The organism is Kitasatospora papulosa (assembly GCF_000717245.1).
Classification (GTDB): Bacteria; Actinomycetota; Actinomycetes; order Streptomycetales; family Streptomycetaceae; genus Streptomyces; species Streptomyces papulosus.
The window spans coordinates 574,598-599,958 of sequence record NZ_JNYQ01000002.1 but is presented as its reverse complement, the minus strand read 5'-3'; the positions used below and the strand labels follow the sequence as shown (position 1 = coordinate 599,958).

Here is a 25,361-nt window from a genome sequence, read left to right as displayed (position 1 = left end):
CGCCCCCGCGTCGCGTTTCCGCCGGTCCGGTGGTGTGCCGGACCGGCGGTCTTGGCGTCCTACCGTGCGTAGCTGCCGGTCAGCTCGGCGCCCGTGGTGTGGTCGCCGCGCTCGGTGATCTCACCGGCGACCCAGGAGTCGACACCCCGGTCGGCCAGCGTCGTCAGGGCCGCGTCCACCGAGTCGGCGGGGACGACGGCGATCATGCCGACGCCCATGTTGAGCGTCTTCTCCAGCTCCAGCTGTTCGACCTGTCCGGCCTTGCCGACCAGGTCGAACACGGCGCCGGGCGTCCACGTGGAACGGTCGACCGTGGCGTGCAGGGCGTCCGGGATCACCCGGGCCAGGTTGTTGGCCAGACCACCGCCGGTGACATGGCTGAAGCCGTGCACCTCGGTCGTGCGGGTCAGTGCCAGGCAGTCCAGGGAGTAGATCCTGGTGGGCTCCAGGAGCTCCTCGCCGAGCGTCCTGCCGAACTCCTCGACCTGCCGGTCCAGGGTCCACCCGGCCCGGTCGAAGACCACGTGGCGCACGAGCGAGTACCCGTTCGAGTGAAGACCGGACGACGCCATGGCGATCACGGCGTCACCCTTACGGATACGGTCCGGGCCCAGCAGGAGGTCGGCTTCGACCACACCGGTACCGGCACCCGCGACGTCGAAGTCGTCCGGACCCAGCAGGCCCGGGTGCTCGGCCGTCTCTCCGCCGACCAGGGCGCAGCCGGCGAGGACGCAGCCCTCGGCGATGCCCTTCACGATGGCCGCGACACGCTCGGGGTGCACCTTGCCCACGCAGATGTAGTCGGTCATGAAGAGCGGCTCCGCGCCGCAGACGACCAGGTCGTCGACCACCATGCCGACGAGGTCGTGCCCGATGGTGTCGTAGACGCCCATCTGCCGGGCCAGGTCGACCTTCGTGCCGACGCCGTCGGTGGCGGAGGCGAGCAGCGGGCGCTCGTAACGCTTGAGTGCCGAGGCGTCGAAGAGGCCGGCGAAACCGCCGAGGCCGCCGAGGCCCGCGACCTCGGGGCGCTGCGTCTTCTTCACCCACTCCTTCATCAGCTCGACGGCGCGGTCACCGGCTTCGATGTCGACGCCCGCCGCAGCGTAGGAAGCACCTGTTGTCTCAGACATGGCCCGGGATCTTTCGTGTGGGAATACGGGGCTGGTGGGGAGGCAGCCGGTCGGTCCGGGTCACGGACGACGCAGCGCGTCCGCCGCCGCGGTCGCGGCGGGGCCGGCCGCCAGCTCGGTCTCCAGCAGCTGCTTGCCGAGCAGTTCCGGGTCCGGGAGCTCCATCGGGTATTCGCCGTCGAAGCAGGCGCGGCACAGGTTCGGCTTGGCGATCGTCGTCGCCTCGACCATCGCGTCGAGCGAGATGTACGCGAGGGAGTCGGCCCCCATGGAGGTGCCGATCTCGTCCACGGACATGCCGTTGGCGATCAGCTCGGCACGCGTCGCGAAGTCGATGCCGAAGAAGCAGGGCCACTTCACGGGCGGGGAGGAGATCCGGATGTGGATCTCGGCGGCACCCGCCTCACGGAGCATCCTCACCAGGGCGCGCTGGGTGTTGCCGCGGACGATCGAGTCGTCGACGACCACCAGGCGCTTGCCCTTGATGACTTCCTTGAGGGGATTGAGCTTCAGCCGGATGCCCAGCTGGCGAATGGTCTGCGAGGGCTGGATGAAGGTCCGGCCGACGTAGGCGTTCTTGACCAGACCGGATCCGAACGGAATTCCGCTCGCCTCCGCGTAACCGATGGCCGCGGGGGTCCCCGATTCCGGCGTCGCTATGACCAGATCGGCGTCGACGGGGGCCTCGGCCGCCAGCTTCCGGCCCATCTCCACACGCGAGAGATAGACGTTCCGACCGGCGATGTCGGTGTCGGGGCGGGCCAGGTAGACGTACTCGAAGACACAGCCCTTGGGCTTCGCTTCTGCGAAGCGGGAGGTGCGCAGGCCGTTCTCGTCGATGGCGACGAGCTCGCCCGGCTCGATCTCGCGGACGTAGCTGGCACCGCAGATGTCCAGGGCGGCGGACTCGGAGGCCACCACCCAGCCACGCTCGAGGCGGCCGAGGACCAGCGGGCGGATGCCCTGCGGGTCACGGGCCGCGTAGAGCGTGTGCTCGTCCATGAAGACGAGCGAGAAGGCGCCCTTGACCTCGGGAAGCACCTTGGCGGCGGCCTCCTCGATGGTGAGCGGCTTGTCGTCGTCGTCTCTCTGGCCGGCGAGCAGAGCGGTCACCAGATCGGTGTCGTTCGTCGCCGCGACCTGGGTGGCACGGCCGTCCTTGCGAGGAAGGTCGGCGACCATCTCGGCGAGCTGGGCCGTGTTGACCAGGTTGCCGTTGTGACCCAGGGCGATCGAGCCGTGCGCGGTGGCACGGAATGTCGGCTGCGCGTTCTCCCACACCGAGGCACCGGTGGTGGAGTAGCGGGCATGACCGACCGCGATATGGCCCTGGAGCGATCCCAGAGACGTTTCGTCGAAGACCTGCGAGACCAGTCCCATGTCCTTGAAGACCAGGATCTGGGACCCGTTGCTCACTGCGATGCCCGCGGACTCCTGTCCACGGTGCTGCAGGGCATACAGTCCGAAATAGGTGAGCTTGGCGACCTCTTCACCCGGAGCCCAGACACCGAAGACGCCGCAAGCGTCCTGGGGGCCTTTCTCTCCGGGGAGCAGGTCGTGGTTGAGTCGTCCATCACCACGAGGCACGCCACCGAGTGTAGGGGAGATCGACCACCGGTCCGAATTGGGTGACAGCCCGGCCGGCACCCGTGACGGGGCGAGGGAGCGCTCCCCGCGACGGCCCGGGCCGAGGTCGGACGGTCACTGCGGGTGATCATGGGCGGAGGGCGCGCGTCGGCGCGGAAGGCCTCCGGGCCGCCGATGCCCGGGATGACGGGCGGTTACCGGCCGGTCCGGCAAGTAGGCACCCCCGCACCGGAATCGCCCCGGCCGTGGCCCTCGGTGAGCCGGGCCGACCCCGTGGGCGGGGCGTGGCCGAACGCTCGTTTCGTGGCGAGCCTCACACCGCCGGACCCCTGCGAAGGCCCTCGCGGGGCGCTCAGCGGGTTCCCGCCGGCCCCGTTCGGTCCGGCCGGGCCGGCCGGCCCGCATCGCGACCACGTCGGCTCCGGAGGCCTTCGGGGCGGATCCGGAGGCACGCGGGGCCGGTTGTCCGCAGTCCGAGACCACCGTTGACAGGCCCATGCCCCGTTGGCAGGCTCCTTCCCCATGCAGCCCCCCGGTGACCGTACGGTCACGCTCGTGGAGCGCCGCCACGTCGATCTGGGACGTGTCGCGAGCGCTCTCTGTCGCTGCGCCTGACCGCCGCCTCCCGGAACATCCCGCAGGGCCTCCGCCCCGGAATCCGGCACGCGCGCACGTCCGCATCTCCTCCTCCCCCCCTTCGTGACCGGGTGCGTCCCCCTGTGCACCTCGGACCGACGGGGCCGGCCCCACCCATCCCCCTCGCGCCGCGCCGTCCGCACGGCGCTCGAGGCCCGCCCGCCCAGGAGACCTCATGCCCTCTCGCAATTCGAATGTAGATTCGAATGATCCGATCGGTCCGCCGCTGAGCCGCCGTGCCTTCACCACCGCCGTGGGGGCGACCGCCGCCACCGCGGCCGTCGGGACGCGGACAGCCGCCGCTTCCGGGAGGTCCCCCGACGAGGTGACGCGGGAGCGCCCGTTCCGTGCCGCCCGCGGAAAGCACGCACGCCGTCCCAACATCCTGTTCATCCTCGGCGACGACCTCGGCTGGGCGGATCTCTCCTCCTACGGGGCACCGCACATCCGCACCCCCCACCTGGACCGGCTCGGGCGCCAGGGCGTGCGGTTCACGGACGCCTACTCCGGCTCCGCCACCTGCTCGCCCACCCGCTTCAGCCTCTACACGGGCCGCTACCCCGGGCGTACGAAGGGCGGGCTGGCCGAGCCCATCGCGGACAGGTCGGTGGGTCTGGATCCGACCCATCCGACGCTGGCGTCCCTGCTGCGCGGAGCCGGCTACTCGACCGCCCTGATCGGCAAGTGGCACTGCGGGTACCTGCCCGACCACAGCCCGACCAGATCGGGCTGGGACGAGTTCTTCGGCAACTTCGGCGGAGCCCTGGAGTACTACTCCAAGCTCGGCCTGGCCGGCGAGTACGACCTGTACGAAGGGGATGCCGAGTACAAGGACCTGCGGTACTACACCCAGGTGCTGACGGAGCGGGCGAGCGAGTACGTACGGCGCGACCACGACCGGCCGTGGCTGCTCAACCTGAACTTCACCACCCCGCACTGGCCGTGGATCGCCGACGGCGACACGGAGGCCGGTGCCGAGATCGTCCGCCGGATCAAGGCCGGTGACAGGTCCGCCCTCCGGAACGCCGACGCGGGCTCCGTCGAGAAGTACACGCAGATGGTCGAGGACCTGGACCGCTCGGTCGGCGAGGTGCTGCGGGCCCTGAAGCGGTCGGGGCAGGAGGAGGACACCCTCGTCTTCTTCGCCAGCGACAACGGCGGTGAGCGCTTCTCCTACAACTGGCCGCTGTCCGGCAACAAGAGCTCCCTCCAGGAGGGCGGAATCCGGGTCCCCTCGGTGCTGCGCTGGCCGGCACGCATCGAGGCGAACCAGGTCAGCGACCTCCCGGTCTTCTCACCCGACTGGACGGCGACCCTGCTGGAGCTCGGCGGGGCGCGGCCCGACCCCGCGCACCCGCTGGACGGTGTGAGCCTCGCCGGATACCTGCTGCGGGGCGAGACGCCGGGAGAACGCGACCTGTTCTGGCGGGTGCGCGGCGAGCGGGCGCTGCGACGCGGGGACTGGAAGTACTACCGGGGGAGGAGCGGGACCGACCAGTTGTTCAACCTGGCCGACGACCTGCGTGAACAGGCCGACCGCGCGAAGGCCGAGCCGGAGCGGCTGGCCGAGCTGCGGGCCTCCTGGGAGAGGACGGACGCGGGTCTGCTCCCGTACCCCACCACCCCCTGAAACCGCTCGCCCCCGGTCCCCCGGTGCTCCACGTGACGCCCCGGCGGATCGGAGGCGCCCGCGGGATCAGCCCTTGGCGGCCGGGGCCGACGCGTCCAGACCTTCGCCGCTCTTCGCCTCGATGGACAGGGAACGGTGATCGATCTCGTACGACGTCTTCCCCTTCAGTACACCGAGCAGCGCCCGTTCCAGCTTCATCTCCGGGCCGGGGCACATCTTCCGGGTGGAGGCGAGCGGACCGAAGGTGATCGTGGAGCCGGAGACCGTCGCCTTGCCGTGGAAGGAGTTGCAGCCGAGGTTCCCCTCCACCGAACCGTCCTCGCCGAAGGTGAGGTGTGCCTTGTCCTCCGTGCCGGCCGGCACGGAGGAGGCGGCGCTGCCGGACACGAGTCCGGTGACCTTCCAGGCGGTGCCGGTGAGCGGGGCCGGGGGCTCGGCGGTGAGGGCGATGGAGTCGCCCCGCGCGGTGGTCAGGGTCAGGGTCCTCGCCTGGCCCTTCCCCGCCACGGCGGCCGTGAGCTCGCCCTGGAAGGCCTTGCCCATCGCGGTCTCGAACTGCTGGGCCTCCTTCGCGCAGGCCATCCCGGTGCTGGTGCTCCGCCCGACGGTGACCTTGTCGCCGTCGAGGCGGACATCGGCGGTGAACCGGTTGCAGCCGAGGCTGCCCGTGGCCTTGCCCTCGGAGTCGATCTCGATGTGGGTGCCCTCGGGTGCGGCGGTCTTCGTTCCGCCGGCGGTCAGGGACGACACGTTCCAGTGGACACCGGTCACGGCCGGTTCGGTGCGTACGGTGCCGCTGCCGTCCCCGGAGTCCCCGGATCCCGCTCCGGAGCCCGACTCCGTACCACAGGCGGCGAGGGTGAAGGCGGTCAGGACGGCAAGGGCGCTGACAGGCATACGTTGTGTGCGCATGGCCATGGGACGGAACGACCGGCCGATCCGGTTCCGTTCAGCCCGTCAGCGGGAGCAGCGGGGCGAGGTCGGCCCGCTCGCCGCTGGCGCTGACCAGCGCGTCCTCGACCGCCTCCGCCCACCGGGTACGCCCGGTCGCCAGCCGGAGCCAGGTGAGCGGATCCGTCTCGACGACATTGGGCGGGGTGCCCCGGGTGTGCTTGGGACCCCCGATGCACTGCACGACGGCGAAGGGCGGGACGCGCACCTCGACCGAGCCACCGGGCGCCTTGTCGGCGAGCGCGTCGGCGAGCAGCCGGGTGCAGGCGGCGAGCGCCTGGCGGTCGTACGGGACGTCCAGGCCCGTCGCCCGGTGGAGATCGTCGCTGTGCACGACGAGTTCGACGGTCCGGGTGACCAGGAAGTCGCCGAGCCGCATGGTGCCCGCACGAGTCGTGACGAGCCGCTCGCCCGGGACGTCGGCGACGAGCCGGGCGAACCGTTCGGCCGTCTCCTCGTAGAGCGCGTCGAGCCGGGGCCGTGCCGCGGCCAGGGCCCTGGCGTCGTCCGCGATCCCCTCGGCCTGCACTGCCGTGGAGGCGGGCCACTCCAGCAGGGTGAGCTGCGGTGTGCCACCGGACGGCTCCGGACGCTCCAGCTCTCCGCTGGTCCGTTCCAGCACCGTGGTCACGTGCGCCGCGAGGTCCCGTACGGTCCACTCCCCCAGCCCGGACGGACCGGACAACTGCCCGGGCGTCAGGGCGCGAACCGCGGCCCGTACGTGGGCGAACTGTGCCAGGACCGCCGTACGGGTCCGGCTGAGGTCGTAGGCGCGCGGGCGCTTCTTGGCCGGGGGCATGGAGGCGAGACTAACGGGCGCCTGTGACAGGGGCCCCGCGCACGGAGGTTCAGGGCCCGGCGAAGGCCGAGGCGGCGGGGAAGGTGACACCGGTGCAGCCCCGGCGCGTGGTGGCGTCCTCGACGTAGGCACGGAACAGGGGCTCCAGCCGGTCCCGGAGGATGTCGTCGTACGGGAAGGAGACGTGCATCAGGTGCAGGGCCGGCCTGCCGTCGCAGACGGAGGAGGCCCACCAGATGCCGTCGGCCGATCCCGCGGTCCCGGGCAGGACCGGGGTCCTGTTCACCGCACTGCTCCGCAGCCCCCTGGTGCCGTCACCCACCAGGGTGTCCGTCTGCATCCACAGCGGACGCAGGGTCAGCATCCTGTCGAGATCAGCGCTGTCCGGGTGGCTCTTCTCGTAGGCCGGCCAGATCCTCTCGGTCCCCTCCGGGCTCATCGCCAGCAGGCAGGAGTCGTGGGCGCCGGCCTTTCCGGCCGGCGCGGCGAGCGCCCGGTCGGGGAGCTCGCCCTGTCCGTGGGCGGCGGTGTGCCGTCCGTACCAGGCACAGGTGCCGCCCGCCTCCGCGGCGGCGACGAGGGTGGTCCTCGGCTCGGGGAGCGCGGAGGGCACGGCGGGGATCTCGGCCCGGCAGCCCGTCTCCGCCGCGGCCCGCTCCGCCGCCTGGCGTCCCAGAGCGGCGAGCTCGCGGCGGTCGCCGGACGTGACGGGTCCGTCGTACAGGGCGGTGACCTCGGCCCTGACGGAGGAGACCCCGCCCCCGTCGGCGCAGAGGGCCCTGACCGTCACCGTGTCGGCGTCGTACTCCCCCAGCCCGCCGTCCCCCAGCGGATGCGGCAGCGTGTACTGCGCGGCGGCGGTGACGTCGTCCCTGTCCTCGGCGGTGAAGTAGTCGAAGGGCTCGTGCTCCGCGTCCACCTGGTGCTCGTCGGCGTTGGGGTTGGCCGGGTACAGGGTGAGGTCGAGCGAGAAGCGCCCGTACGCCGACCTCGGTTCGCCCACCCGGTAGACGACACAGCTGCTGTCGGTCCGCTCGGTGCTGATGCGGTGGCGGTCGGAGAGTGCCACCTGGTCGACGCCCCCGTTCAGAGCGAGCACCCGGTCGGGGTCGACGAGACCGCCGCACCCCTCCTCTATGCGCTCACGGCTCTCGGCCCGCGTGCGCAGGTCGAGCACATCGCTGACGAGCGCCCAGAGGCTGAGACCGATCCCCGCCACGGCGACCAGCACGAACACCGTGTTCAGAGCCCCTCGCAGACGCCCCCGGCCCGGCGGGACATCCGCTTCGGCGCGCGTGCCGTCGTCCATCATCGACCCCCGTCAACTCGGCCTGGCCTGGCGCCCCGCAAGCTATCAGTCACTGCCGACGGCCTCCTCGGCCACCGAGGTCGCACTGTCACGGGGCACACCGAAAACACCCCCAGGACACGGGGTCGCTGGGCTCCGGCGGGCGGGAGTCAGGGGCGGGCGGCCGTGAGCACCACCAGCAACGGCACCACGCGGGAACCCGGCACCTCGTAGCGCCCGCGCCCCGTCGTATGCAGCCAGCCCGCGCCGGTCAGCAGGCGCAGATGGTGGTAGATCTGGCCTGTCGTACCCATGTCGTCCAGTCCGGCCAGCTCGGCGGCCGTGCGGCAGCCGCCGAGGATCTCGCGGAGCAGCCGCAGCCGGACGGGGTGGCCCAGCGCGGCCAGCGGCTCGGCGGCCTCCGCCCAGTCGGGGCGCTCCTCCTCGGTGCCGAGCAGCCCTCCGGTGAGGGCGCCGTACTGCCACTCGTAGTGCTCACCGGCCGGGAGCCTCACCGCACCCGTGAACAGCACCCCGCCGTCGGCGGCGGCCTCCCCGACCTGTTCGAGCTGCTCCTTGAGCCCGTCCAGCGCCCAGAAGTCACCGTCGTCCAGACCGGGCCTGTCGCCCTCCGCCGCCCGCTCCAGCACCGCGAGGCGGCGCTCCAGCTCGGCGACGCGCTCCTCAAGCTTCACAGGACCCAACCTTACGTAATTACGTAACATCACTCAACTGTTTCGTGGGAGAACGCCGAAGCCCCCGTCCGGTCGACCCGGACGGGGGCTTCGGTACGGGCGGAAATCAGGCGAACAGACCCTCCAGGGTCCCTTCGTGCGCCGTGCGCAGCTCGCTCAGCGGGATGCTGAACTCGCCCTGGATCTCGATCTCGTCGCCGTCCACGACACCGATCCGGGCGACGGGAAGACCCCGCGCGCCGCACATGTCGTTGAAGCGGAGTTCCTCGCTGCGCGGAATCGAGACGACCGCACGGCCGGCCGACTCCGAGAACAGGAAGGTGAACGCGTCCAGGCCGTCGGGGACGACCAGCCGGGCACCCTTCCCGCCGCGCAGGCAGGACTCGGTGACCGCCTGGATCAGACCGCCGTCGGACAGGTCGTGCGCCGCGTCGATCATGCCGTCGCGGGAACCCGAGATCAGGATCTCGCCGAGCAGCTTCTCGCGGCCCAGGTCGACCTTCGGCGGCATCCCGCCGAGGTGCTGGTGGACGACCTCGGACCAGGCCGAGCCGCCGAACTCCTCATGGGTGTCGCCCAGGAGGTAGAGCAGCTGGCCCTCCTCGGCGAACGCGACCGGGGTGCGCCGGGTGACGTCGTCGATCACACCGAGGACGGCCACGACGGGCGTCGGGTGGATCGCCGTCTCACCGGTCTGGTTGTACAGCGACACGTTGCCGCCGGTGACCGGGGTGCCCAGCTCCAGGCAGCCGTCGGCAAGCCCGCGGGTGGCCTCGGCGAACTGCCACATGACGTCCGGGTCCTCGGGCGAGCCGAAGTTCAGGCAGTCGGAGATGGCCAGCGGCTTGGCACCGGAAGCGGCGACGTTGCGGTAGGACTCCGCGAGCGCCAACTGCGCGCCCGTGTACGGGTCGAGCTTGGCGTAGCGGCCGTTGCCGTCGGTCGCCATGGCCACGCCCAGGTTCGACTTCTCGTCGATCCGGACCATGCCGGCGTCCTCGGGCATCGCGAGCACCGTGTTGCCCTGCACGAAGCGGTCGTACTGGTCGGTGATCCAGGACTTGGAGGCCTGGTTCGGGGAGCCGACCAGCTTCAGGACCTGCTCGCGCAGCTCCGCGCCGTTCGCCGGACGGGCCAGCGCCCCGGCGTCGTCCGCCTGGAGCGCGTCCTGCCAGGACGGCCGGGCGAACGGCCGGTGGTAGGTCGGGCCCTCGTGGGCCACGGACCGCGGCGGTACGTCGACGATCTGCTCGCCGTGCCAGAAGATCTCCAGCTGCGAGCCCTCGGTCACCTCACCGATGACGGTGGCGATGACGTCCCACTTCTCGCAGATCTCCATGAAGCGGTCCACGTGCTGCGGTTCGACGATCGCGCACATGCGCTCCTGCGACTCGCTCATGAGGATTTCCTCGGGCGAGAGGGAGGAGTCGCGCAGCGGCACGGTGTCCAGCTCGACGCGCATACCGCCGGAACCCGCGGAGGCCAGCTCGCTGGTGGCGCAGGAGAGCCCGGCACCGCCGAGGTCCTGGATGCCCGCGACCAGCTTCTCCTTGAAGATCTCCAGGGTGCACTCGATGAGGAGCTTCTCCTGGAACGGGTCGCCGACCTGGACGGCGGGCCGCTTGGCGGGCTTGGTGTCGTCGAAGGTCTCCGAGGCGAGCACGGAGACGCCGCCGATGCCGTCGCCACCCGTGCGGGCGCCGTAGAGGATCACCTTGTTGCCGGGGCCGGAGGCCTGCGCCAGGTGGATGTCCTCGTGCTTCATCACGCCGATGCAGCCGGCGTTGACGAGCGGGTTGCCCTGGTAGCAGGCGTCGAAGACGACCTCGCCGCCGATGTTCGGCAGGCCCAGGCAGTTTCCGTAACCGCCGATGCCCGCGACGATGCCCGGCAGGACGCGGCGGGTGTCGGGGTGGTCGGCCGCACCGAAGCGCAGCGGGTCGACGACCGCGATCGGGCGGGCGCCCATGGCGAGGATGTCGCGGACGATGCCGCCGACGCCGGTGGCCGCGCCCTGGTAGGGCTCGATGTACGAGGGGTGGTTGTGCGACTCGACCTTGAAGGTGACCGCGTAACCCTGGCCGACGTCGACCACACCGGCGTTCTCGCCGATGCCGACGAGCATCGCGTCGTTGGCGGGGACCTTCTCGCCGAACTGCTTGAGGTGGACCTTGCTGCTCTTGTAGGAGCAGTGTTCCGACCACATCACGGAGTACATGGCGAGCTCGGCGCCGGTGGGACGGCGGCCCAGGATCTCGCGGATCCGGGCGTACTCGTCCTCCTTGAGGCCGAGCTCCTTCCAGGGCTGTCCGGCGTCCGGGGTTTCGGCCGCGTGCTTGACCGTGTCCAGGCTCATGCGTTGACCAGCTTCTTGATGATCGAGGTGAAGAAACCCAGGCCGTCGGTGCGACCGGTGCCGATCAGAGGTTCGACGGCGTGCTCCGGGTGCGGCATCAGACCGACGATGTTGCCCGCGGCGTTGGTGATGCCGGCGATGTCGCGCAGCGAGCCGTTCGGATTGACGTCGGCGTAACGGAAGGCGACGCGGCCCTCGGCCTCCAGCTCGTCGAGCGTGCGCTCGTCGGCGGTGTACCGGCCGTCCACGTTCTTCAGCGGTACGGAGATCTCCTGGCCCGCCGTGTAGTCCGAGGTCCAGGCCGTCTCCGCGTTCTCCACCCGCAGCTTCTGGTCGCGGCAGATGAAGTGGAGGTGGTTGTTGCGCAGCATCGCCCCGGGCAGCAGGTGTGCCTCGGTCAGGATCTGGAAACCGTTGCAGATACCGAGGACCGGCAGACCGGCCTTCGCCTGCTCGATGACGGTCTCCATCACCGGCGAGAAACGCGAGATGGCGCCGGCGCGCAGATAGTCGCCGTAACTGAATCCGCCCGCCAGGATGACCGCGTCGACCTGGTGGAGGTCCTTGTCGCGGTGCCAGAGGGATACGGGTTCGGCACCCGCGATCCGCACGGCCCGCAGGCTGTCCTGGTCGTCGAGCGTGCCGGGAAAAGTGACGACTCCGATACGGGTGGTCACTTCTCCTCCTCCACCGTGACGGTGAAGTCCTCGATGACCGTGTTGGCGAGGAAGGTCTCGGCGATCTCGTTAATGCGGGCGAGGGCGGCGTCGTCGACCGGCCCCTCGACCTCGAGCTCGAAACGCTTTCCCTGACGAACGTCCGCGATTCCGTCGAAGCCGAGACGGGGCAGTGCGCGCTGCACAGCCTGTCCCTGCGGGTCGAGGATCTCCGGCTTGAGCATGACGTCGACTACGACGCGTGCCACTGGCACTCCCGGTGGTGTGGTGCGGCTGTGTCTCCGAGGGGTTCCCCAGATCCCCGCGGGTCCACTCAGCGTACCTGGCCAGAAATTCTACGCGGGTAGATATCGCCTCGCCCTGATCACGGCGAGATATCGGCGGCAACGCCGCCCAGGGAAAATCCTGGGAAAAAATCTTCATCCGGATTGCACGCGGACACACGACGGCAACACGCGGATGTAATTGGCCGGGCTTCACAATGCGGCTCCCACCGCTGTACAAATGAATACGCGGGAAAGCACGATTGCCCCGGAACAGTCGACAGCAGTCGATCCGTATCCGCCCAGCCGCCGGAAGGCCGGCATCGACGCATGTCAGGCGCGACGATGCCGAAGGAAAGGACCGATATCCGTGGCTCAGCGCGTAGTGGTTACGCTCTCCGACGACATCGACGGGGGAGAAGCGGCGGAAACGGTCACCTTCGCCCTGGACGGGAAGTCGTACGAGATCGACCTCAATCCCGCCAATGCAAAGAAACTGCGTACGACGCTGGCTCCGTACGTGGCGGCCGGCCGAAAGCAGACAAATACCGGCAAGCGAGGCGGGGCCCCGGTCTCGTACCACCACACGTCGCTGGCACCGGATCCCGCGGCCGTGCGCGCCTGGGCCCGCTCGCACCGGATGGAGGTGCCGGCGCGCGGCCGGATCCCCAAGAAGGTCTACGAGGCGTTCGACGCCGCCAGTTGAGACCTCCGCCCGGAATGTTCCGTTCCGCTCAATGGCCCGCCTCCCGCCCGAGGGATGCCCCGGGGAGCCGACTTGCACAACACCCCTGCAGGTCGGCTAGAGTCTGGAGCACGCCGAAGGGCAAGGCCGAAAAGCCGGGTCCGACGCAGCGTGCGGGTGTAGTTCAGTAGTAGAACATCCTCCTTCCAGGAGGAAGGCGCAGTGTGCAATTCCTGTCACCCGCTCTGCACCGCCTTACCGGACCACTCAGTGGATCAGGTAGAGTAGTGAGCGCTCCACCGGTGAAAGCCGAGTGGCGGCAATGCGGACGTAGCTCAGTTGGTAGAGCGCAACCTTGCCAAGGTTGAGGTCGCCAGTTCGAACCTGGTCGTCCGCTCTTGATTCAAAGGCCCCGGTCGATTTCGACCGGGGCCTTTGGCGTTTCCGGATATCGGCGCATGACGTGTGTCATGCGCGGTGATGACACTGCGCAGGGGTCGCGACCGTGATCCGGCGGAGGTCCTGGGCCGGGAGGTCCGGCCGGGACGAGGGGGGAGCGCGACCGTGTGGGTACGGGCACAGGTGCACCGATGGCAGCGGCGTGACGGGTTCGACAAGATGGACCTCTACACGCGCGGCACCCTCCACTGCTTGGTGTGGATGTCGATCGTGCCGCAGGTGCTGCTGCCCCTGACGCGCCCCGTGCGGGCATCCGACGCCCCCGTCGCCCTGATCGCCGGAACGGTCCTGATCGGGCTCGCCCAGGGATTCTGCGCGACTCCGCTGGTGGCTCGTGGCCTGGAGAGCTATCTGGGCCACCGGCCCGTGGACCGGAGGCCGGCCGCACTCGGGGCCGCCCTGATGCTGGCGAGCATCGCGGGACTGCTCGGCCTCGGCGCCCACACCGGCCCCGAGGAGTTTCCCGAGCTGCCGCTGGCCCTGTCCGCGGCGGTCCTGCCGTTCGGCACCTCCCTCGTCCTGATCACTCCCTTGTGGATGTCCCCCGTGGCCCTGACCGCCGTGGCGGCGGGTGCGGGCGGAGGCGCCGCGCTGGCCGGCGGCAGCGGAGCCTTCGTGGCCCAGACCCTCCTGGGGATGACCTTCACCATCGGGCTGATCGCGGTGACCGTGCGGATCTCCGCGTGGTCGCTGGGCGTGATGTCCCGGCTCCGCGACGCCCAGGAGGTGAAGACGCGGCTGGCCGTCGCCGAGGAGCGGCTGCGGTTCGGGCGGGACATGCATGACGTCCTGGGCCGGAACCTGGCGGTGATCGCGCTGAAGAGCGAACTCGCCGTGGAGCTGGCGCAGCGCGGACAGCCCGCGGCCATGGACCAGATGGTGGAGGTCCAGCGCATCGCGCGCACCTCCCAGCAGGAGGTCCGCGACGTCGTACGGGGGTACCGGAAGGCTGACCTCCGGACAGAACTGCTGGGAGCCCGGGGGGTCTTGCGGGCAGCCGGAATCGAGTGCGCCGTCCAGGGCGACGGCGGGCGGCTGCCCGCTCCCGTGCAGTCGGCGCTCGGCTGGGCCGTGCGGGAGGCCGCCACCAACGTGCTGCGGCACGGCAATCCGCAGCGGTGCGCCATCCGGCTGGAGACCGCGCCGGACAGCGCCCGTCTGGTGGTGGAGAACGACGGTGCGCCGCCGGGCACGGCCGTGGTCTCCGGCGGCGGCTCGGGGCTCCACGGCCTCCGGGAACGACTGGCAGCGGTCGGCGGCTCGCTGGAGGCGGGGCCGACGGGCGAGGGCCTCTTCCGTCTGACCGCGGCGATCCCGCTGCCCTCGCCGCGGAGCACCGAGCCCTCTCCCCAGGAGAAGGACTGACGCGGTCGCCGCCCTCGGCCCGGAGGCGCCGGGCACGGACGGTGTGAAGGTCGCCACATCCCTGCGGACCGGACCGCCCTGCCGCCGGGCCACGGTCATGACGGGTCACGGCCGGCCGGGGATGTCCGAAGCGCGTGCCGTGGGCGGTGTCCGGGCGCTCGTCAGTCGGACGGTCGGCGCGCGGCGGCCGACCGGGATCGTCCGTACGGTGCACGCCGGAAACCGTTACGTGGAAACCTGGTTGGCGGCGGACGCGACCCTCGCCAGGGGCCCTTGTCGGACCGTGCGAGGGCCGAGGCGTGGGCGCCGGCAGAGGACGGGGCGCCGCCGCGAAGCCGACGTCGGGTGGCGCGGAACGGTGCGCAGCCACCTGCCTGCGGCCGTCTTCGGACCCGGTACGGAGCTCCCTCACGCACCAGTGGGTCTCTCGGGGGAGAGAGGTTGGGTATAGTAGGCATCGCGCTGCGGCGCTTGCGGACGTAGCTCAGTTGGTAGAGCGCAACCTTGCCAAGGTTGAGGTCGCCAGTTCGAACCTGGTCGTCCGCTCCATGAAGAAGGCCCCGGTCCTCGTGACCGGGGCCTTCTGCTGTCACCGCTCCCGGTCCGACCAGTTCAGGCCCGTCAGGAGTTCGTACGCCTCCAGGTACTTGGCCCGGGTCGCGTCCACGATGGCCTGCGGCAGCGGCGGGGGCGGCTGCTCGCCGTGCCGGTCCCAGCCGGAGGCCGGCGAGGTCAGCCAGTCACGCACGAACTGCTTGTCGTAGGAGGGCTGCGCCTTGCCCGGCTCCCAGATCTCGGCCGGCCAGAAGCGGGAGGAGTCCGGCGTCAGCACCTCGTCCGCGAGGATCAGCTCCTCGCCGCCGTCCTCGGTGGGCGCGAAGCCGAACTCGAACTTCGTGTCGGCGAGGATGATCCCGCGCTCCCGGGCGATGTCCCGGGCGCGGCTGTAGACGTCCAGCGTCGTGCGTCGCAGCAGGGCCGCCGTCTCGGGGCCGACCTCGCGGGCGACCTCCTCGTACGAGACGTTCTCGTCGTGATCGCCGACCGCGGCCTTCGTGGCCGGGGTGAAGATCGGCCCCGGGAGCTCGGAGCCGTCGACGAGCCCCTCGGGCAGACCGATGCCGCACACCGTCCGGTCGGCGTCGTACTCGGCCAGGCCGGAGCCCGCGAGGTAACCCCGCGCCACGCACTCGACCTGGACCATCCGCAGCGAACGGCAGATCAGGGTGCGGCCGGCCCAGTCGGCGGGTGCCCCGGCGGGGAGCTCCGCCGACAGCACGTGGTTGGGGACGAGATCGGCGAGCTGGTCGAACCACCACAGCGACAGCTGGGTGAGCACGCGGCCCTTGTCCGGGATCTCGGTGGGCAGGACCCAGTCGTAGGCGGAGATGCGGTCGCTGGCGACCATCACGAGGTCGCCCGCCTCGTTCCGGTACAGGTCGCGCACCTTGCCGGTGTGCAGATGGGTGAGACCCGGCACCTGCACGGGCTCGGGCTTTTCTACGAAACCGGACACGCTGCCTCCGCGTAGGTTGATCCAGGAGTGGTTCCGATTGTCCCGCATGCGAAAGGTCCGCGGCGCCAGGGGTCGCACTGCGGACGGGCGACTCCCGGCCCTCCGCCTCCGTGTCCGCGTACGCGCCCGCTCAGTCCCTCTTGCAGATCCGGTCGAGGAGATTGGCCGTGGCCCGCTGGATGCGGGGGTCCACGTGGCCGGGTCGGTCCAGGGCCGGGGACCACGCGAACGTGCCCGACGCGAAGACGAGCGCGCCCGACGGGGCGCGGTACAGCGAGGTCTCCTGGTGCCGGGTCGCGCCGTCGCCGTCGGCGTAGGGGGAGTGCGCGAGAAGCATGCGGCTCTCGTGCTCGGGGAGCGTCGTGCGCGGGAAGTAGCGGTCGGCCTCTCCGGCGACCAGTCCGTCGATCTCGTCGCCCTCGGCCGCGCCCGTGGCCTCCCAGAGCCAGTGGCTCGCGTTCCGCACGACCAGGGGGTGGGGTTCGGGGACCCGGCCCACGTACTGGATGCCCAACAGTTGCTGCTCGGGGCGGTCGATCTCACGCCACAGCGCGGACTTCCCCGGCCCTCGGCGCTTGCGGCAGGTGAGCAGACGGTCGGGGACACCCGAGGGCGACGGACCGAGGCCGACCTGCCAGTACATGGTGTTCGCCGAGAGGAAGACGAGCGAGGTGCCCGTGTCCCGGGCGAGCTCGGTGGTACGGCGCATCGGCACCGACCAGTACTCGTCGTGTCCGGGGAAGACCAGGCCCCGGTACCGGCCGGGGTCGACCCGGCCGGCGTGCAGGTCACGGGCGTCGGCGTACGCGAGGTCGTAGCCGTAGCGCTCGGCCCAGCGGATGAAGTCGTAGGCGTGGCCGACGTGCAGAGGCAGGCCGGCGCCCGCGTAGGGGCGGTCGAAGGAGACGGTGACCGCGGCGTCCTCCTCGCCCAGCAGCCTGCCCTGCTCGTCCCACGCGTGGTAGAGGCTCGCGCCGGTGCGGCCGTCCTCCGGGTAGAGGTTGTAGGCCTGCCAGGTGACGTCGGGGAGGAGGAGCAGCAGGTCCGCCGGGTGGTCGTCGCGGACCGTGAAGGGGACGTGCGAGCGGTGGCCGTCGGCGGTGGTGAGCACGGCGACGTAGGCGCCGACCGACCAGTAGGCCGGGATCTGCAGCCGCCAGGAGAGCCACCAGTGGTGACAGGAGACCGTGCGCTCCACGGCCATCGGCGCCGGCTGGACGATGCCGGAGAGCCGCGGGCTGGTGGTGATCTTCGCGGCGCCGTCGCCCGCATAGTGTCCGATGCGGTAGATGTCGACGGAGAACTGCTGGGGCGGGTCCACGGTGATGTGGAAGTCGATCGCCTCGCCGGGCGCCGCCGCCCCGGGTGAGGCGAAGCCCTTGATCTGCTGGCGGACGTCGTCGGCCGCGCGCGTGCCGCCTCCGGTGCCGCTGCGGCCCAGGGCGGCGTCGGCGTACCAGGGGACGACCTGGCCGGTGTCGTCGAAGTAGTTCTCACTGCCGCGCAGCCAAGGCAGCGGGCCCTGTCCGAAAGGGTCGCTCACGGCATGCGCGAGGGCACCCGATTCCCAGCGCCGGATATGCTCCGCCCCCATCCCGCTCCCCTCCCTCGTCCCCCGAAACCTCCGGTGCGCCGCCTACCGACGCGAACCCAGCACATCACATTACGCACGCACTCCGTCACCGTTCGTCGCTAATTGATGTGAACGAAGCCCGATCTTCCGGGTATTGCCGGGACATCTGACGCATTTCGCCACCTAAGTGGACGGACGACCGTGCACCTCAGGTGCACTTTCCGCCCACGCGCACCTCTCAGCCCAGGCGTACGGGTTTGTCGGTCCGCACGCCGACCGCGCTGAGCCAGGAGAGCAGCGGCTCCGCGTCCCCGTCCTCGACGAGGCTGAGCACCGGGGCGCCGAGGTCCGACCTGCGACCGCCGTCGACCAGCAGCGCGGGACCGTCGAGCCAGTCGAGCCCGGGTGCGGCCCCCGCCGTGTCCACGGCGGCGCAGCAGACCATCGCCACGACGTGGTCGGCGAGCAGCTCCGCGCCCGTACGAGGGGGCTGGAGGGGGAAGAGCGGGAGCGGGACGGACCCCCAGAGGTCGAGGGGGTCGGTTCCCGCCGCAGCCGGCACGCCGTCCGCCGCGACGCCGGTCCCGGGCCTCGGTGCCGTCCGCTCCTCCTCGCGGGCGACGGCGGCGCCGATCCCGGCCGCCAGCGCCTCGCTGTCGGCGCCCGGCGCCGCGAGGTGGCCGATCACCCGGGCGAGCGTGGGGACGCCGTCGGCCCCCGGCGCTCCCGGGCTCCCTACGGACACACTGGCCGCCACCCCCATGGCGTCGAGCACCCGGTGCAGACGCGCGGCCTCCGTACGCCATTTCCGGTCCACGACCTCGTCCGGATACTGCTGCCAGTCGACCGGGGACCAGCCGGGACCGGGCTCGGCGGGCCCTCCGTGGAAGAGCCGGGCCGCGAGCAGCGAGGCGGCCTCGTCGGCCGCGCCCGGCTCCTCGATCAGATCGCAGGCGGGGCGCTCACCCAGCCGGGAGGTGAAGCCCTCCGCCAGCCGGTCGCGCCTCGACAGCTCCGTGAGCGCGGAGACGACGCCCGCGTCGAGCCGGGAGGGCCAGCGCCCCATCCGCCAGGCCGGCAGCGCGACCCTGGTCAGCAGGCGGTCCCAGCCCGCGTAGGCGAGGCCGACCTGCTCCTGGGCGGCGATCCGCAGCCCGTAGTCCACCTCGTGGGCGCGCCCCGACGCGGCGGCGGCGACGCAGCGCTCCATCTCCGCCGCGTGCCCGCGGCAGCCGCGCAGCAGCACCTTGGCGATCCACCCGACGAAGGCCGTGGGGATCCTGCGTACGAATCCCTGCCCGGGCAGGGCGGCGTCGGCGACAGCGGCGTCGAGGCCGCGGACGAAGCGACGGGCGGCGGCTATGTCCGGGTGGGCGGAAGGCCCGGTGCCCGCCACGACCGGGGCGAGGACCGCGCGCAGCTCGGCGACCCTCATCCACCACAGGAAGGGGGACCCGATCACCAGGACGGGGGCCGCCGGGATCCGACGGCCCCGCCTGATCCCGGGCTGCCCCGCGACGTCCTTCACCGGCGGCCGGGCGGCGGGGTGCGTACGGTCCTCCAGCCAGCTGTCGCAGTCCGGGGTGAGCTCTATGGCCGACGGCGCGGGGACGTCCAGCCGGTCGGCCAGGTCCCGGACCAGGCGGTAGAGGTCGGGGGCCGCGGCCTCGGTGAGGGGCACGGTCGGACTGACCGCCGGCCTCGCCCGCGACACGGCCAGGGCGACCGCGGCGGCGACGAGCAGGACCACGACGGCGCAGGCCGTCACCGCCCAGCTGACCGTGGACCAGACGCCTGGACCGATGTGCCCCTGGGCCACCGCGACGAGCAGCACGACCGAGGCGGCCGCCGGCAGGATCGCCAGGGCTGTGGCTCTGCTGCGGATGCGCAAAAGAGCCACGGCCCTGGCCCGCGCTGCGTGCGCACCCAGCTCCTCAACCGAACCGGTACCGGACACGGTCGTAGGTCACCCCCTCTGCCCCCGCGACGGTGTTGGTCACTCCCCCACTGTGGCACCCGTCACCGACATCGCAATGTCGGTGGGCCAAGTGCCCGAACGCTTGCGCCGCACCCTAGTTGGGGCCTCGGCGGGCGTCATCCGGATGGCCGAGTCGTCACCCGATGGAATGGCTTTGGTCAAAGCTGCTGACGGGCCGCTGTCCAGCCGTTCGGTGGTACCGCGGCCCCCTTCTGCGGCCCGGGGGCGGTCCCGGGCACGTGGTCCCGGGACGTTGCGGTTCCGGGCACGGGGGCAGGGGCGGGCCCCGGCACTCGTGGGACTGGCCACGGACGGGCGCGGGAACGGCCTCTTCGTCCGGCGTGCGGGCCGCCCCGGACGCGCCTGTGCCCGGCACCTCCGTGGAGGGCCGGGCACAGGGGCGGCGGACAGACCGGCGGGGCCGGACACCGCGGTGGGTCGAGCGGGCTCGGGCCTCAGGCCTCTTCGGCGGCCTTGCGGGCGATGTCCGTGCGGTGCTGGGAGCCGTCGAGCCGGATCCGGCCGACGGCGGTGTAGGCACGCTCCCGGGCCTGCGTGAGGTCCTTGCCGGTCGCCGTGACGGAGAGCACGCGGCCTCCGGCGCTGAGGACGGCGTCGCCGTCCTGCCGGGTGCCGGCGTGCAGGACGAAGGCGTCCGGCGCATCCTTCTCCACCACATCGGCGAGGCCCTCGATCGGGTCTCCCGTGCGGGGCGTGCCGGGGTAGTTGTGCGAGGCGATGACCACGGTGACGGCGGCGTCGTCACGCCAGTTCAGCGCGGGTACGAGGTCCAGGGTGCCGTTGGCGGAACCGAGCAGGACCCCCGCGAGCGGCGTCTTCAGCCGGGCCAGGACCACCTGGGTCTCGGGGTCACCGAAGCGGGCGTTGAACTCGATGACCCGCACACCGCGCGAGGTGATGGCGAGACCGGCGTACAGCAGTCCGGAGAACGGCGTACCGCGTCGGCGCAGCTCGTCGACGGTCGGCTGCAGGACGGTCTGCATGACCTCGTCGACCAGCTTCGGATCCGCCCACGGAAGCGGGGAGTAGGCGCCCATGCCACCGGTGTTCGGGCCCTCGTCGCCGTCGAGGGCGCGCTTGAAGTCCTGGGCGGGCTGGAGGGGCAGCACCGTGGTGCCGTCGGTGATCGCGAAGAGGCTCACCTCGGGGCCGTCGAGGAACTCCTCGATGACCACGCGGTCGCAGGCCAGGGCGTGGGCACGCGCGGCTTCGACGTCGTCCGTGACGACGACGCCCTTGCCGGCCGCGAGACCGTCGTCCTTGACGACGTACGGAGCGCCGAAGGCGTCCAGGGCCTCGTCGATCTCGGCGGGCGTCGTGCAGACGTAGCTACGGGCGGTCGGGACGTTGGCCCCGGCCATGACGTCCTTGGCGAACGCCTTGGAGCCCTCCAGCAGGGCGGCCTCGCGCGAGGGGCCGAAGCAGGGGATGCCGGCCGCGCGCACGGCGTCGGCGACACCGGCGACGAGCGGCGCCTCCGGGCCGACGACCACCAGCTCGGCGCCCAGCTCGGTGGCGAGGCGCGCGACGGCGTCACCGTCGAGTGCGTCGACCGGGTGCAGTTCGGCCACCTCTGCGATACCGGCGTTGCCGGGGGCGCAGTACAGAGCGGTGACATCGGGGTCGAGGGACAGAGAGCGGCACAGGGCGTGTTCGCGGGCGCCGCCGCCGATGACGAGGACCTTCACGGGGTGCAGCCTAGCCGCCGGTGGCCGGGGGCCTCGACGGGCGCCGCTCCGTGGACAGCCCGCGGGCCGGCAGGGACGGCAGGGACGGCCGGTGGGAAGGGCACGATCGGCGCCCGGGACTCGGGCCGGCTCCCAGGGCTCGGGTCGGCTCCCGGCTCCCGGGGCTCGGGCCCCTATTCGTTGGTGAACTCCTCGACGACCGTGGCACCCAGCTCACGGACGATCAGGTCATGACCGGAGAGCGCGGAGTCGACCAGGTCGGGGTCGTCCGCCTCGGCGGTGTCGTCCTCGGGCGCGACGGCCCGCGACGGCTCGGGGGCGCGCTCGTACGAAGAGGGCTCGGGCCGGCCGGACTGCCGCGGTGGGGGCTGCTGAGCGGGCTGCGGGGCCGGCTCAGGGGCGGCAGGCCGGGACTCGTACGACGGAGCCGGGGGCGGAGGCGCGGGTGCGGGCTGGTACGGAGCGGCCGGGGGCCTGCCCCCACCGCCGCCGGTCTGCGGGGCCTGGCCGCCGCCTCCCGACGGGTCGACGACGGCGTCGACGCGCCACTTGGCGTTGAACTGCTCGGCGAGGGCCTGCTTGAGCACCTCTTCACTGCCGCTGCTCGTGAAGGTGTCACGAGCACCGGCGTTGAGGAAGCCGATCTGCAGGGTGCTGCCGTCGAAGCCGGTGACCTGGGCGTTCTGGCTGAGCAGGATCCAGGTGAACCGGCGTCGGTTCTTCACCGCGTCGAGGATGTCCGGCCACATGTTCCGTACCTGGGCCGCACCCTGCGCCATGCTCTGGCCGCCGGGGGCGGGAGCCTGCGCGGCTGGGGCGGGAGCCGGGGCAGCGGGGGCGGAGGCCACGGCGGGCGCGGAGGTCTGCGGTACGCCGCCACCGGGTGCGGAGGCGGTCGGCCAGCCTCCCGGCCTGCGCGCCGGTTCCGCACCGGCCGCGCCACTCCCGGGACCGGCCACGCCACTGCCCGCACCGGCCGCCGAGGGCCAGGCGCCGGGGCGCTGGCCTGCCGGTGCCGGCGCCTGCGGGGGCTGGGGCTGGGCCGCTTCCTGCGGGACCGCCTGCTGGGGTTGGGGCTGCTGGGGCTGCTGCTGGGGCTGGGGCTGCTGGAATTCCGGGGCTGCCGCCGCCTCCGCGGCCCGGGCAGCGGCGGGGCCTCCGACGCCGCCGGCGCCTCCGGCGGGCATCCCGACACCGGCTCCATGGGCCTCCGGCCCCGGCACGTACCCCATGGCGGGGCCGGACCCGGCCGCGGCGAAGGAGGCTCCGCGCTCCAGCCGGTCCAGCCGGGCCTGGAGCGAACGCTCGTCGTCGAAGGCGCCGGGCAGCAGCACCCGGGCGCAGATCAGCTCCACCTGGAGCCGGGGCGAGGTCGCCCCGCGCATCTCCGTGAGCCCCTCGTTGACCAGATCGGCGGCGCGGCTCAGCTCCGCGGCGCCGAAGACGGACGCCTGGGCCTGCATCCGCTCCACCACGTCGGCCGGCGCGTCGATGAGCCCCTTGTCCCCCGCGTCCGGCACGGCGGCCAGGATCACCAGGTCGCGCAGCCGCTCAAGCAGGTCCGCGACGAAGCGCCGGGGGTCGTTGCCGCCCTCGATCACCCGGTCCACGACCTCGAAGGCCGCCGCCCCGTCACCCGCGGCGAAGGCATCGACGACGGAGTCCAGCAGGGATCCGTCCGTGTAGCCGAGGAGCGAGGTCGCCATGGCGTATGTCACACCGTCGTCGCCCGCGCCGGCCAGCAGCTGGTCCATCACGGACATCGAGTCACGCACGGATCCCGCACCCGCCCGCACCACGAGCGGCAGCACGCCGTCCTCGACGACGCTGCCTTCCTTGCCGCACACCTCGGCGAGATAACCGCGCAGCGTCCCGGGCGGGACCAGCCGGAAGGGGTAGTGGTGCGTACGCGACCGGATCGTGCCGATGACCTTCTCGGGCTCGGTGGTCGCGAAGATGAACTTGAGGTGCTCCGGCGGCTCCTCGACCACCTTCAGCAGGGCGTTGAACCCTGCCGGGGTGACCATGTGGGCCTCGTCGATGATGTAGATCTTGTACCGGCTCGACGCAGGGCCGAAAAAGGCCTTTTCCCGCAGGTCACGGGCATCGTCCACGCCACCGTGCGACGCGGCGTCGATCTCGATGACGTCGATCGAACCCGGCCCGTTGCGCGCGAGGTCCTGGCAGGACTGGCACTCCCCGCAGGGGGTGGGTGTCGGGCCCTGCTCGCAGTTCAGGCAGCGGGCGAGGATGCGCGCACTGGTCGTCTTTCCACAGCCGCGCGGCCCGCTGAAGAGGTACGCGTGGTTGACCCGGTTGTTCCGCAGGGCCTGCTGCAACGGGTCAGTGACATGCTCCTGACCGATGACCTCGGCGAAGGACTCGGGGCGATAGCGGCGGTAGAGCGCAAGGGACGACACACCTACGAGGTTATCGGGGCGCACCGACAACCGGTCCCGCCCCGGACCGCGCGCCCGGCGGGAGACCCACCCCGGACACGCAAGGGCCCCCCACGCACCCGCCAGAGCCAACCTACCCTTGCTGCCTTCCGGCCCTGGGGGAGTTCAGTCAGATAGCGCCACGTGAGGGGCTGACGCCCACCTTAACCGATCCCAGCCCCCTGCCGTCCACCCGCTCCCCCGCCCGACCCTCCCCGGAGGACGGTCCGGAACGATCTCCGGGGAACGTGTTCGCGAGCACCCTCCAACGTCTTGTATTGTTTGCCGCGGAGGATTCGCCTAGTGGCCTAGGGCGCACGCTTGGAAAGCGTGTTGGGGGCAACCCCTCACGAGTTCGAATCTCGTATCCTCCGCCATTGCTCTCACCGGGCAATACGTCGAAGGGCCCCACCGCTTGCGGTGGGGCCCTTCGACGTTGACCAACCGCTGACCGCTGCTCGCCGCTTGCCGGACGGTGCGAGGGCCAGGGCCTCAGGACCACCCCGGGGCCCCGCGACGCTTCGCGGGGCCGCCCCGGGGTTCAGGCCTCTCAGGCGGCGAGGGGGACCTGGGTGCCCTCCGAGACGCCCGGGTAGGCGTCGGTGACCAGGTTGAGCTGGCGCTGCATGTACCAGGTGTTCAGGCCGAAGACGAAGACCAGCCACATGCTGGTGGCGGGGCTGCACGTCACCTGCAGGCCGGCCGCCCGCTGGGCGTCCGCTATGGCCCTGCCGGTGTTGCGGAAGGAGATCAGCGGAGCGATCAGGGTCCATCCGAGGAAGATCAGGACCAGCACGCTTCCGCCGGGGTTGAGGGTCTGGCGCCGGTCGAACTGCTGCAGCTCCTTGTGGATCTTGTAGTACCAGACCAGCTGGTAGATCCCGAGCGTGACGAGCGGCAGACCGAGCCACACCGCCACGGGCCCGCGGCGCTTCATGGCCAGTCCGGGCAGCCCGACCGTACCGGGCGTTCCGGTCGCGACCACCCCTCCGGCCTGGGCGGCGGCACTCGGGCCGGAGGTGGTGGTGGGCTGGATTTCAGCCATGTGAGGCGCTCCATCTACTGGTTCTGGTTCCGGACGGAGCAGCGTTGCAGTAAGTGGAGGAATTGTGAAGCGAGTTGTGGATTCCGTGGCGCTTTCGTATCCGCCACGTGATGATGCGTCGACGATCGAGGCGGGGCCAACTCCCGTTCCCACGCCCGGACGTTCGGGTCATCCGGCGAACGAGGGCCCACCGGACCCGTCAGTTCCCCGGCCGCCGGCCCGCGTCGCGCCCGAGGTGGTCGAGGAGCGCGGTCGCGTCACCCACACCCGGAGCCGCCTCGACGGCGGGGCCGTGGGCGAACCCCCGGAGCGGCTCGACCAGTTCCTCTGCCGCCGGAGCGGGACGGCGTGCCGGTTCGTCGGTGAGCGGCGAGGGCCCGCCGGTCGCCACGGCGATGTCCCAGGCGTGGACCGCCGCGTCCGACGCGACCGCTCCCACCGAGCAGGGGCCACGTCGGGGTGCCGGTCATGCGCGGATCGTAGCGGTCGACGGCCGGAATATCCGCTTCGGTTTCCGATGCGGAGAAGGCCGCCCGGTTTCCTCGCGATCCAACGTCTGACAGGGGCAGTTCGGTCGT

Annotated in this window: 20 protein-coding genes, 4 tRNA genes and 1 other RNA gene; 8 read left to right on the top strand and 17 right to left on the bottom strand. The window is 71.6% G+C overall.

All coding sequences use genetic code 11. The features are described 5' to 3' along the window. Positions 1-59 precede the first annotated feature (59 nt). On the bottom strand, positions 60-1,133 hold the full coding sequence (gene purM / locus IA22_RS0108220) for a phosphoribosylformylglycinamidine cyclo-ligase (RefSeq protein ID WP_015578038.1): 1,074 nt from the start codon (positions 1,131-1,133) through the stop codon (positions 60-62). Between the two features lie 60 nt (positions 1,134-1,193). Further along, the gene (purF, locus tag IA22_RS0108215) at positions 1,194-2,720 is read right to left on the bottom strand and encodes an amidophosphoribosyltransferase (protein WP_014155058.1); all 1,527 of its coding nucleotides are present in this window, start codon (positions 2,718-2,720) and stop codon (positions 1,194-1,196) included. A 522-nt stretch (positions 2,721-3,242) separates the two neighbouring features. On the opposite strand from purF, the gene IA22_RS38205 reads away from it, so the two are divergent. Next, the gene (locus IA22_RS38205) at positions 3,243-3,335 is read left to right on the top strand and encodes a putative leader peptide (protein ID WP_351329360.1); all 93 of its coding nucleotides are present in this window, start codon (positions 3,243-3,245) and stop codon (positions 3,333-3,335) included. A gap of 196 nt (positions 3,336-3,531) precedes the next feature. After that, positions 3,532-4,986 (top strand): sulfatase family protein, encoded by a 1,455-nt coding sequence (locus tag IA22_RS0108210; protein ID WP_030123161.1) that lies wholly within the window; start codon positions 3,532-3,534, stop codon positions 4,984-4,986. A gap of 66 nt (positions 4,987-5,052) precedes the next feature. On the opposite strand, the gene IA22_RS0108205 is transcribed toward IA22_RS0108210, so the two are convergent. From IA22_RS0108205 to purS, 7 genes are all read right to left on the bottom strand, one after another. Further along, positions 5,053-5,904, bottom strand: coding sequence for an META domain-containing protein (locus IA22_RS0108205; protein WP_038271944.1), 852 nt, complete (start codon positions 5,902-5,904; stop codon positions 5,053-5,055). Between the two features lie 31 nt (positions 5,905-5,935). After that, positions 5,936-6,736, bottom strand: a complete 801-nt coding sequence (locus IA22_RS0108200; RefSeq protein WP_015578036.1) for a maleylpyruvate isomerase family mycothiol-dependent enzyme — start codon at positions 6,734-6,736, stop codon at positions 5,936-5,938. Positions 6,737-6,785: 49 nt separating this feature from the next. Further along, positions 6,786-8,045, bottom strand: coding sequence for a hypothetical protein (locus IA22_RS37320; RefSeq protein ID WP_245229549.1), 1,260 nt, complete (start codon positions 8,043-8,045; stop codon positions 6,786-6,788). A 149-nt stretch (positions 8,046-8,194) separates the two neighbouring features. Then, entirely contained in the window at positions 8,195-8,719 is a 525-nt protein-coding gene (locus IA22_RS0108190; RefSeq protein ID WP_014155063.1) for an ArsR/SmtB family transcription factor, read from the bottom strand. A 106-nt stretch (positions 8,720-8,825) separates the two neighbouring features. Next, positions 8,826-11,075, bottom strand: coding sequence for a phosphoribosylformylglycinamidine synthase subunit PurL (purL, locus tag IA22_RS33995; RefSeq protein WP_014155064.1), 2,250 nt, complete (start codon positions 11,073-11,075; stop codon positions 8,826-8,828). Beyond that, the gene (gene purQ / locus IA22_RS0108180) at positions 11,072-11,752 is read right to left on the bottom strand and encodes a phosphoribosylformylglycinamidine synthase subunit PurQ (RefSeq protein WP_014155065.1); all 681 of its coding nucleotides are present in this window, start codon (positions 11,750-11,752) and stop codon (positions 11,072-11,074) included. Before purQ ends, purL begins: the two co-directional genes overlap by 4 nt. Continuing rightward, a complete protein-coding gene (purS, locus tag IA22_RS0108175; protein WP_014155066.1) occupies positions 11,749-12,000 on the bottom strand; it encodes a phosphoribosylformylglycinamidine synthase subunit PurS in 252 nt (83 codons plus the stop codon). The genes purQ and purS overlap by 4 nt, the downstream gene beginning before the upstream one ends. A 385-nt stretch (positions 12,001-12,385) precedes the next feature. On the opposite strand from purS, the gene IA22_RS0108170 reads away from it, so the two are divergent. From IA22_RS0108170 to IA22_RS0108150, 5 genes are all read left to right on the top strand, one after another. After that, positions 12,386-12,721 carry a histone-like nucleoid-structuring protein Lsr2 gene (locus IA22_RS0108170; protein WP_015578033.1) on the top strand — a complete coding sequence of 112 codons (336 nt, stop codon included), beginning with the start codon at positions 12,386-12,388 and terminating at the stop codon, positions 12,719-12,721. A gap of 152 nt (positions 12,722-12,873) precedes the next feature. Continuing rightward, a tRNA-Gly gene (locus tag IA22_RS0108165) sits at positions 12,874-12,945 on the top strand. A gap of 79 nt (positions 12,946-13,024) precedes the next feature. Next, positions 13,025-13,097 (top strand) — tRNA-Gly (locus IA22_RS0108160). Positions 13,098-13,264: 167 nt separating this feature from the next. Further along, positions 13,265-14,524, top strand: a complete 1,260-nt coding sequence (locus tag IA22_RS0108155) for a sensor histidine kinase (RefSeq protein ID WP_030123158.1) — start codon at positions 13,265-13,267, stop codon at positions 14,522-14,524. A gap of 473 nt (positions 14,525-14,997) precedes the next feature. After that, positions 14,998-15,073 (top strand) — tRNA-Gly (locus IA22_RS0108150). A 40-nt stretch (positions 15,074-15,113) separates the two neighbouring features. Here the strand turns inward: IA22_RS0108150 and IA22_RS0108145 are convergent. The 6 genes from IA22_RS0108145 to ffs form a co-directional block, all read right to left on the bottom strand. After that, positions 15,114-16,040 (bottom strand): phosphoribosylaminoimidazolesuccinocarboxamide synthase, encoded by a 927-nt coding sequence (locus IA22_RS0108145; protein ID WP_030123157.1) that lies wholly within the window; start codon positions 16,038-16,040, stop codon positions 15,114-15,116. Between the two features lie 130 nt (positions 16,041-16,170). Continuing rightward, positions 16,171-17,634, bottom strand: coding sequence for a N,N-dimethylformamidase beta subunit family domain-containing protein (locus IA22_RS0108140; protein ID WP_030123156.1), 1,464 nt, complete (start codon positions 17,632-17,634; stop codon positions 16,171-16,173). A 217-nt stretch (positions 17,635-17,851) separates the two neighbouring features. After that, positions 17,852-19,570: a M48 family metalloprotease gene (locus IA22_RS0108135; RefSeq protein WP_030123155.1), complete on the bottom strand. Its 1,719-nt coding sequence runs from the start codon at positions 19,568-19,570 to the stop codon at positions 17,852-17,854. Between the two features lie 476 nt (positions 19,571-20,046). Next, a complete protein-coding gene (gene purD, locus IA22_RS0108130) occupies positions 20,047-21,300 on the bottom strand; it encodes a phosphoribosylamine--glycine ligase (protein ID WP_030123154.1) in 1,254 nt (417 codons plus the stop codon). A 173-nt stretch (positions 21,301-21,473) separates the two neighbouring features. Continuing rightward, the gene (locus tag IA22_RS0108125) at positions 21,474-23,720 is read right to left on the bottom strand and encodes a DNA polymerase III subunit gamma and tau (RefSeq protein ID WP_030123153.1); all 2,247 of its coding nucleotides are present in this window, start codon (positions 23,718-23,720) and stop codon (positions 21,474-21,476) included. Between the two features lie 79 nt (positions 23,721-23,799). Then, positions 23,800-23,894, bottom strand: an RNA gene (gene ffs, locus IA22_RS34915) — signal recognition particle sRNA small type. A 133-nt stretch (positions 23,895-24,027) separates the two neighbouring features. Between ffs and IA22_RS0108120 the strand changes: the two genes are divergently transcribed. Next, a tRNA-Ser gene (locus IA22_RS0108120) sits at positions 24,028-24,115 on the top strand. A 173-nt stretch (positions 24,116-24,288) separates the two neighbouring features. Here the strand turns inward: IA22_RS0108120 and IA22_RS0108115 are convergent. Together IA22_RS0108115 and IA22_RS0108110 are read right to left on the bottom strand one after the other, a co-directional pair. Then, the gene (locus IA22_RS0108115) at positions 24,289-24,783 is read right to left on the bottom strand and encodes a DUF4234 domain-containing protein (RefSeq protein WP_015578025.1); all 495 of its coding nucleotides are present in this window, start codon (positions 24,781-24,783) and stop codon (positions 24,289-24,291) included. Between the two features lie 199 nt (positions 24,784-24,982). Continuing rightward, positions 24,983-25,222 (bottom strand): hypothetical protein, encoded by a 240-nt coding sequence (locus IA22_RS0108110; protein ID WP_015578024.1) that lies wholly within the window; start codon positions 25,220-25,222, stop codon positions 24,983-24,985. Positions 25,223-25,361 lie beyond the last annotated feature (139 nt).

What these genes read in the sequence shown, in the direction of transcription:
- IA22_RS0108210 (WP_030123161.1), top strand. Translation starts at nt 3,532, where the DNA reads ATGCCCTCTCGCAATTCGAATGTAGATTCGAATGATCCGATCGGTCCG.
- IA22_RS0108205 (WP_038271944.1), bottom strand. Translation starts at nt 5,904, where the DNA reads ATGGCCATGCGCACACAACGTATGCCTGTCAGCGCCCTTGCCGTCCTG.
- purM (WP_015578038.1), bottom strand. Translation starts at nt 1,133, where the DNA reads ATGTCTGAGACAACAGGTGCTTCCTACGCTGCGGCGGGCGTCGACATC.
- IA22_RS38205 (WP_351329360.1), top strand. Translation starts at nt 3,243, where the DNA reads ATGCAGCCCCCCGGTGACCGTACGGTCACGCTCGTGGAGCGCCGCCAC.
- IA22_RS37320 (WP_245229549.1), bottom strand. Translation starts at nt 8,045, where the DNA reads ATGGACGACGGCACGCGCGCCGAAGCGGATGTCCCGCCGGGCCGGGGG.
- IA22_RS0108115 (WP_015578025.1), bottom strand. Translation starts at nt 24,783, where the DNA reads ATGGCTGAAATCCAGCCCACCACCACCTCCGGCCCGAGTGCCGCCGCC.
- purL (WP_014155064.1), bottom strand. Translation starts at nt 11,075, where the DNA reads ATGAGCCTGGACACGGTCAAGCACGCGGCCGAAACCCCGGACGCCGGA.
- IA22_RS0108200 (WP_015578036.1), bottom strand. Translation starts at nt 6,736, where the DNA reads ATGCCCCCGGCCAAGAAGCGCCCGCGCGCCTACGACCTCAGCCGGACC.
- IA22_RS0108140 (WP_030123156.1), bottom strand. Translation starts at nt 17,634, where the DNA reads ATGGGGGCGGAGCATATCCGGCGCTGGGAATCGGGTGCCCTCGCGCAT.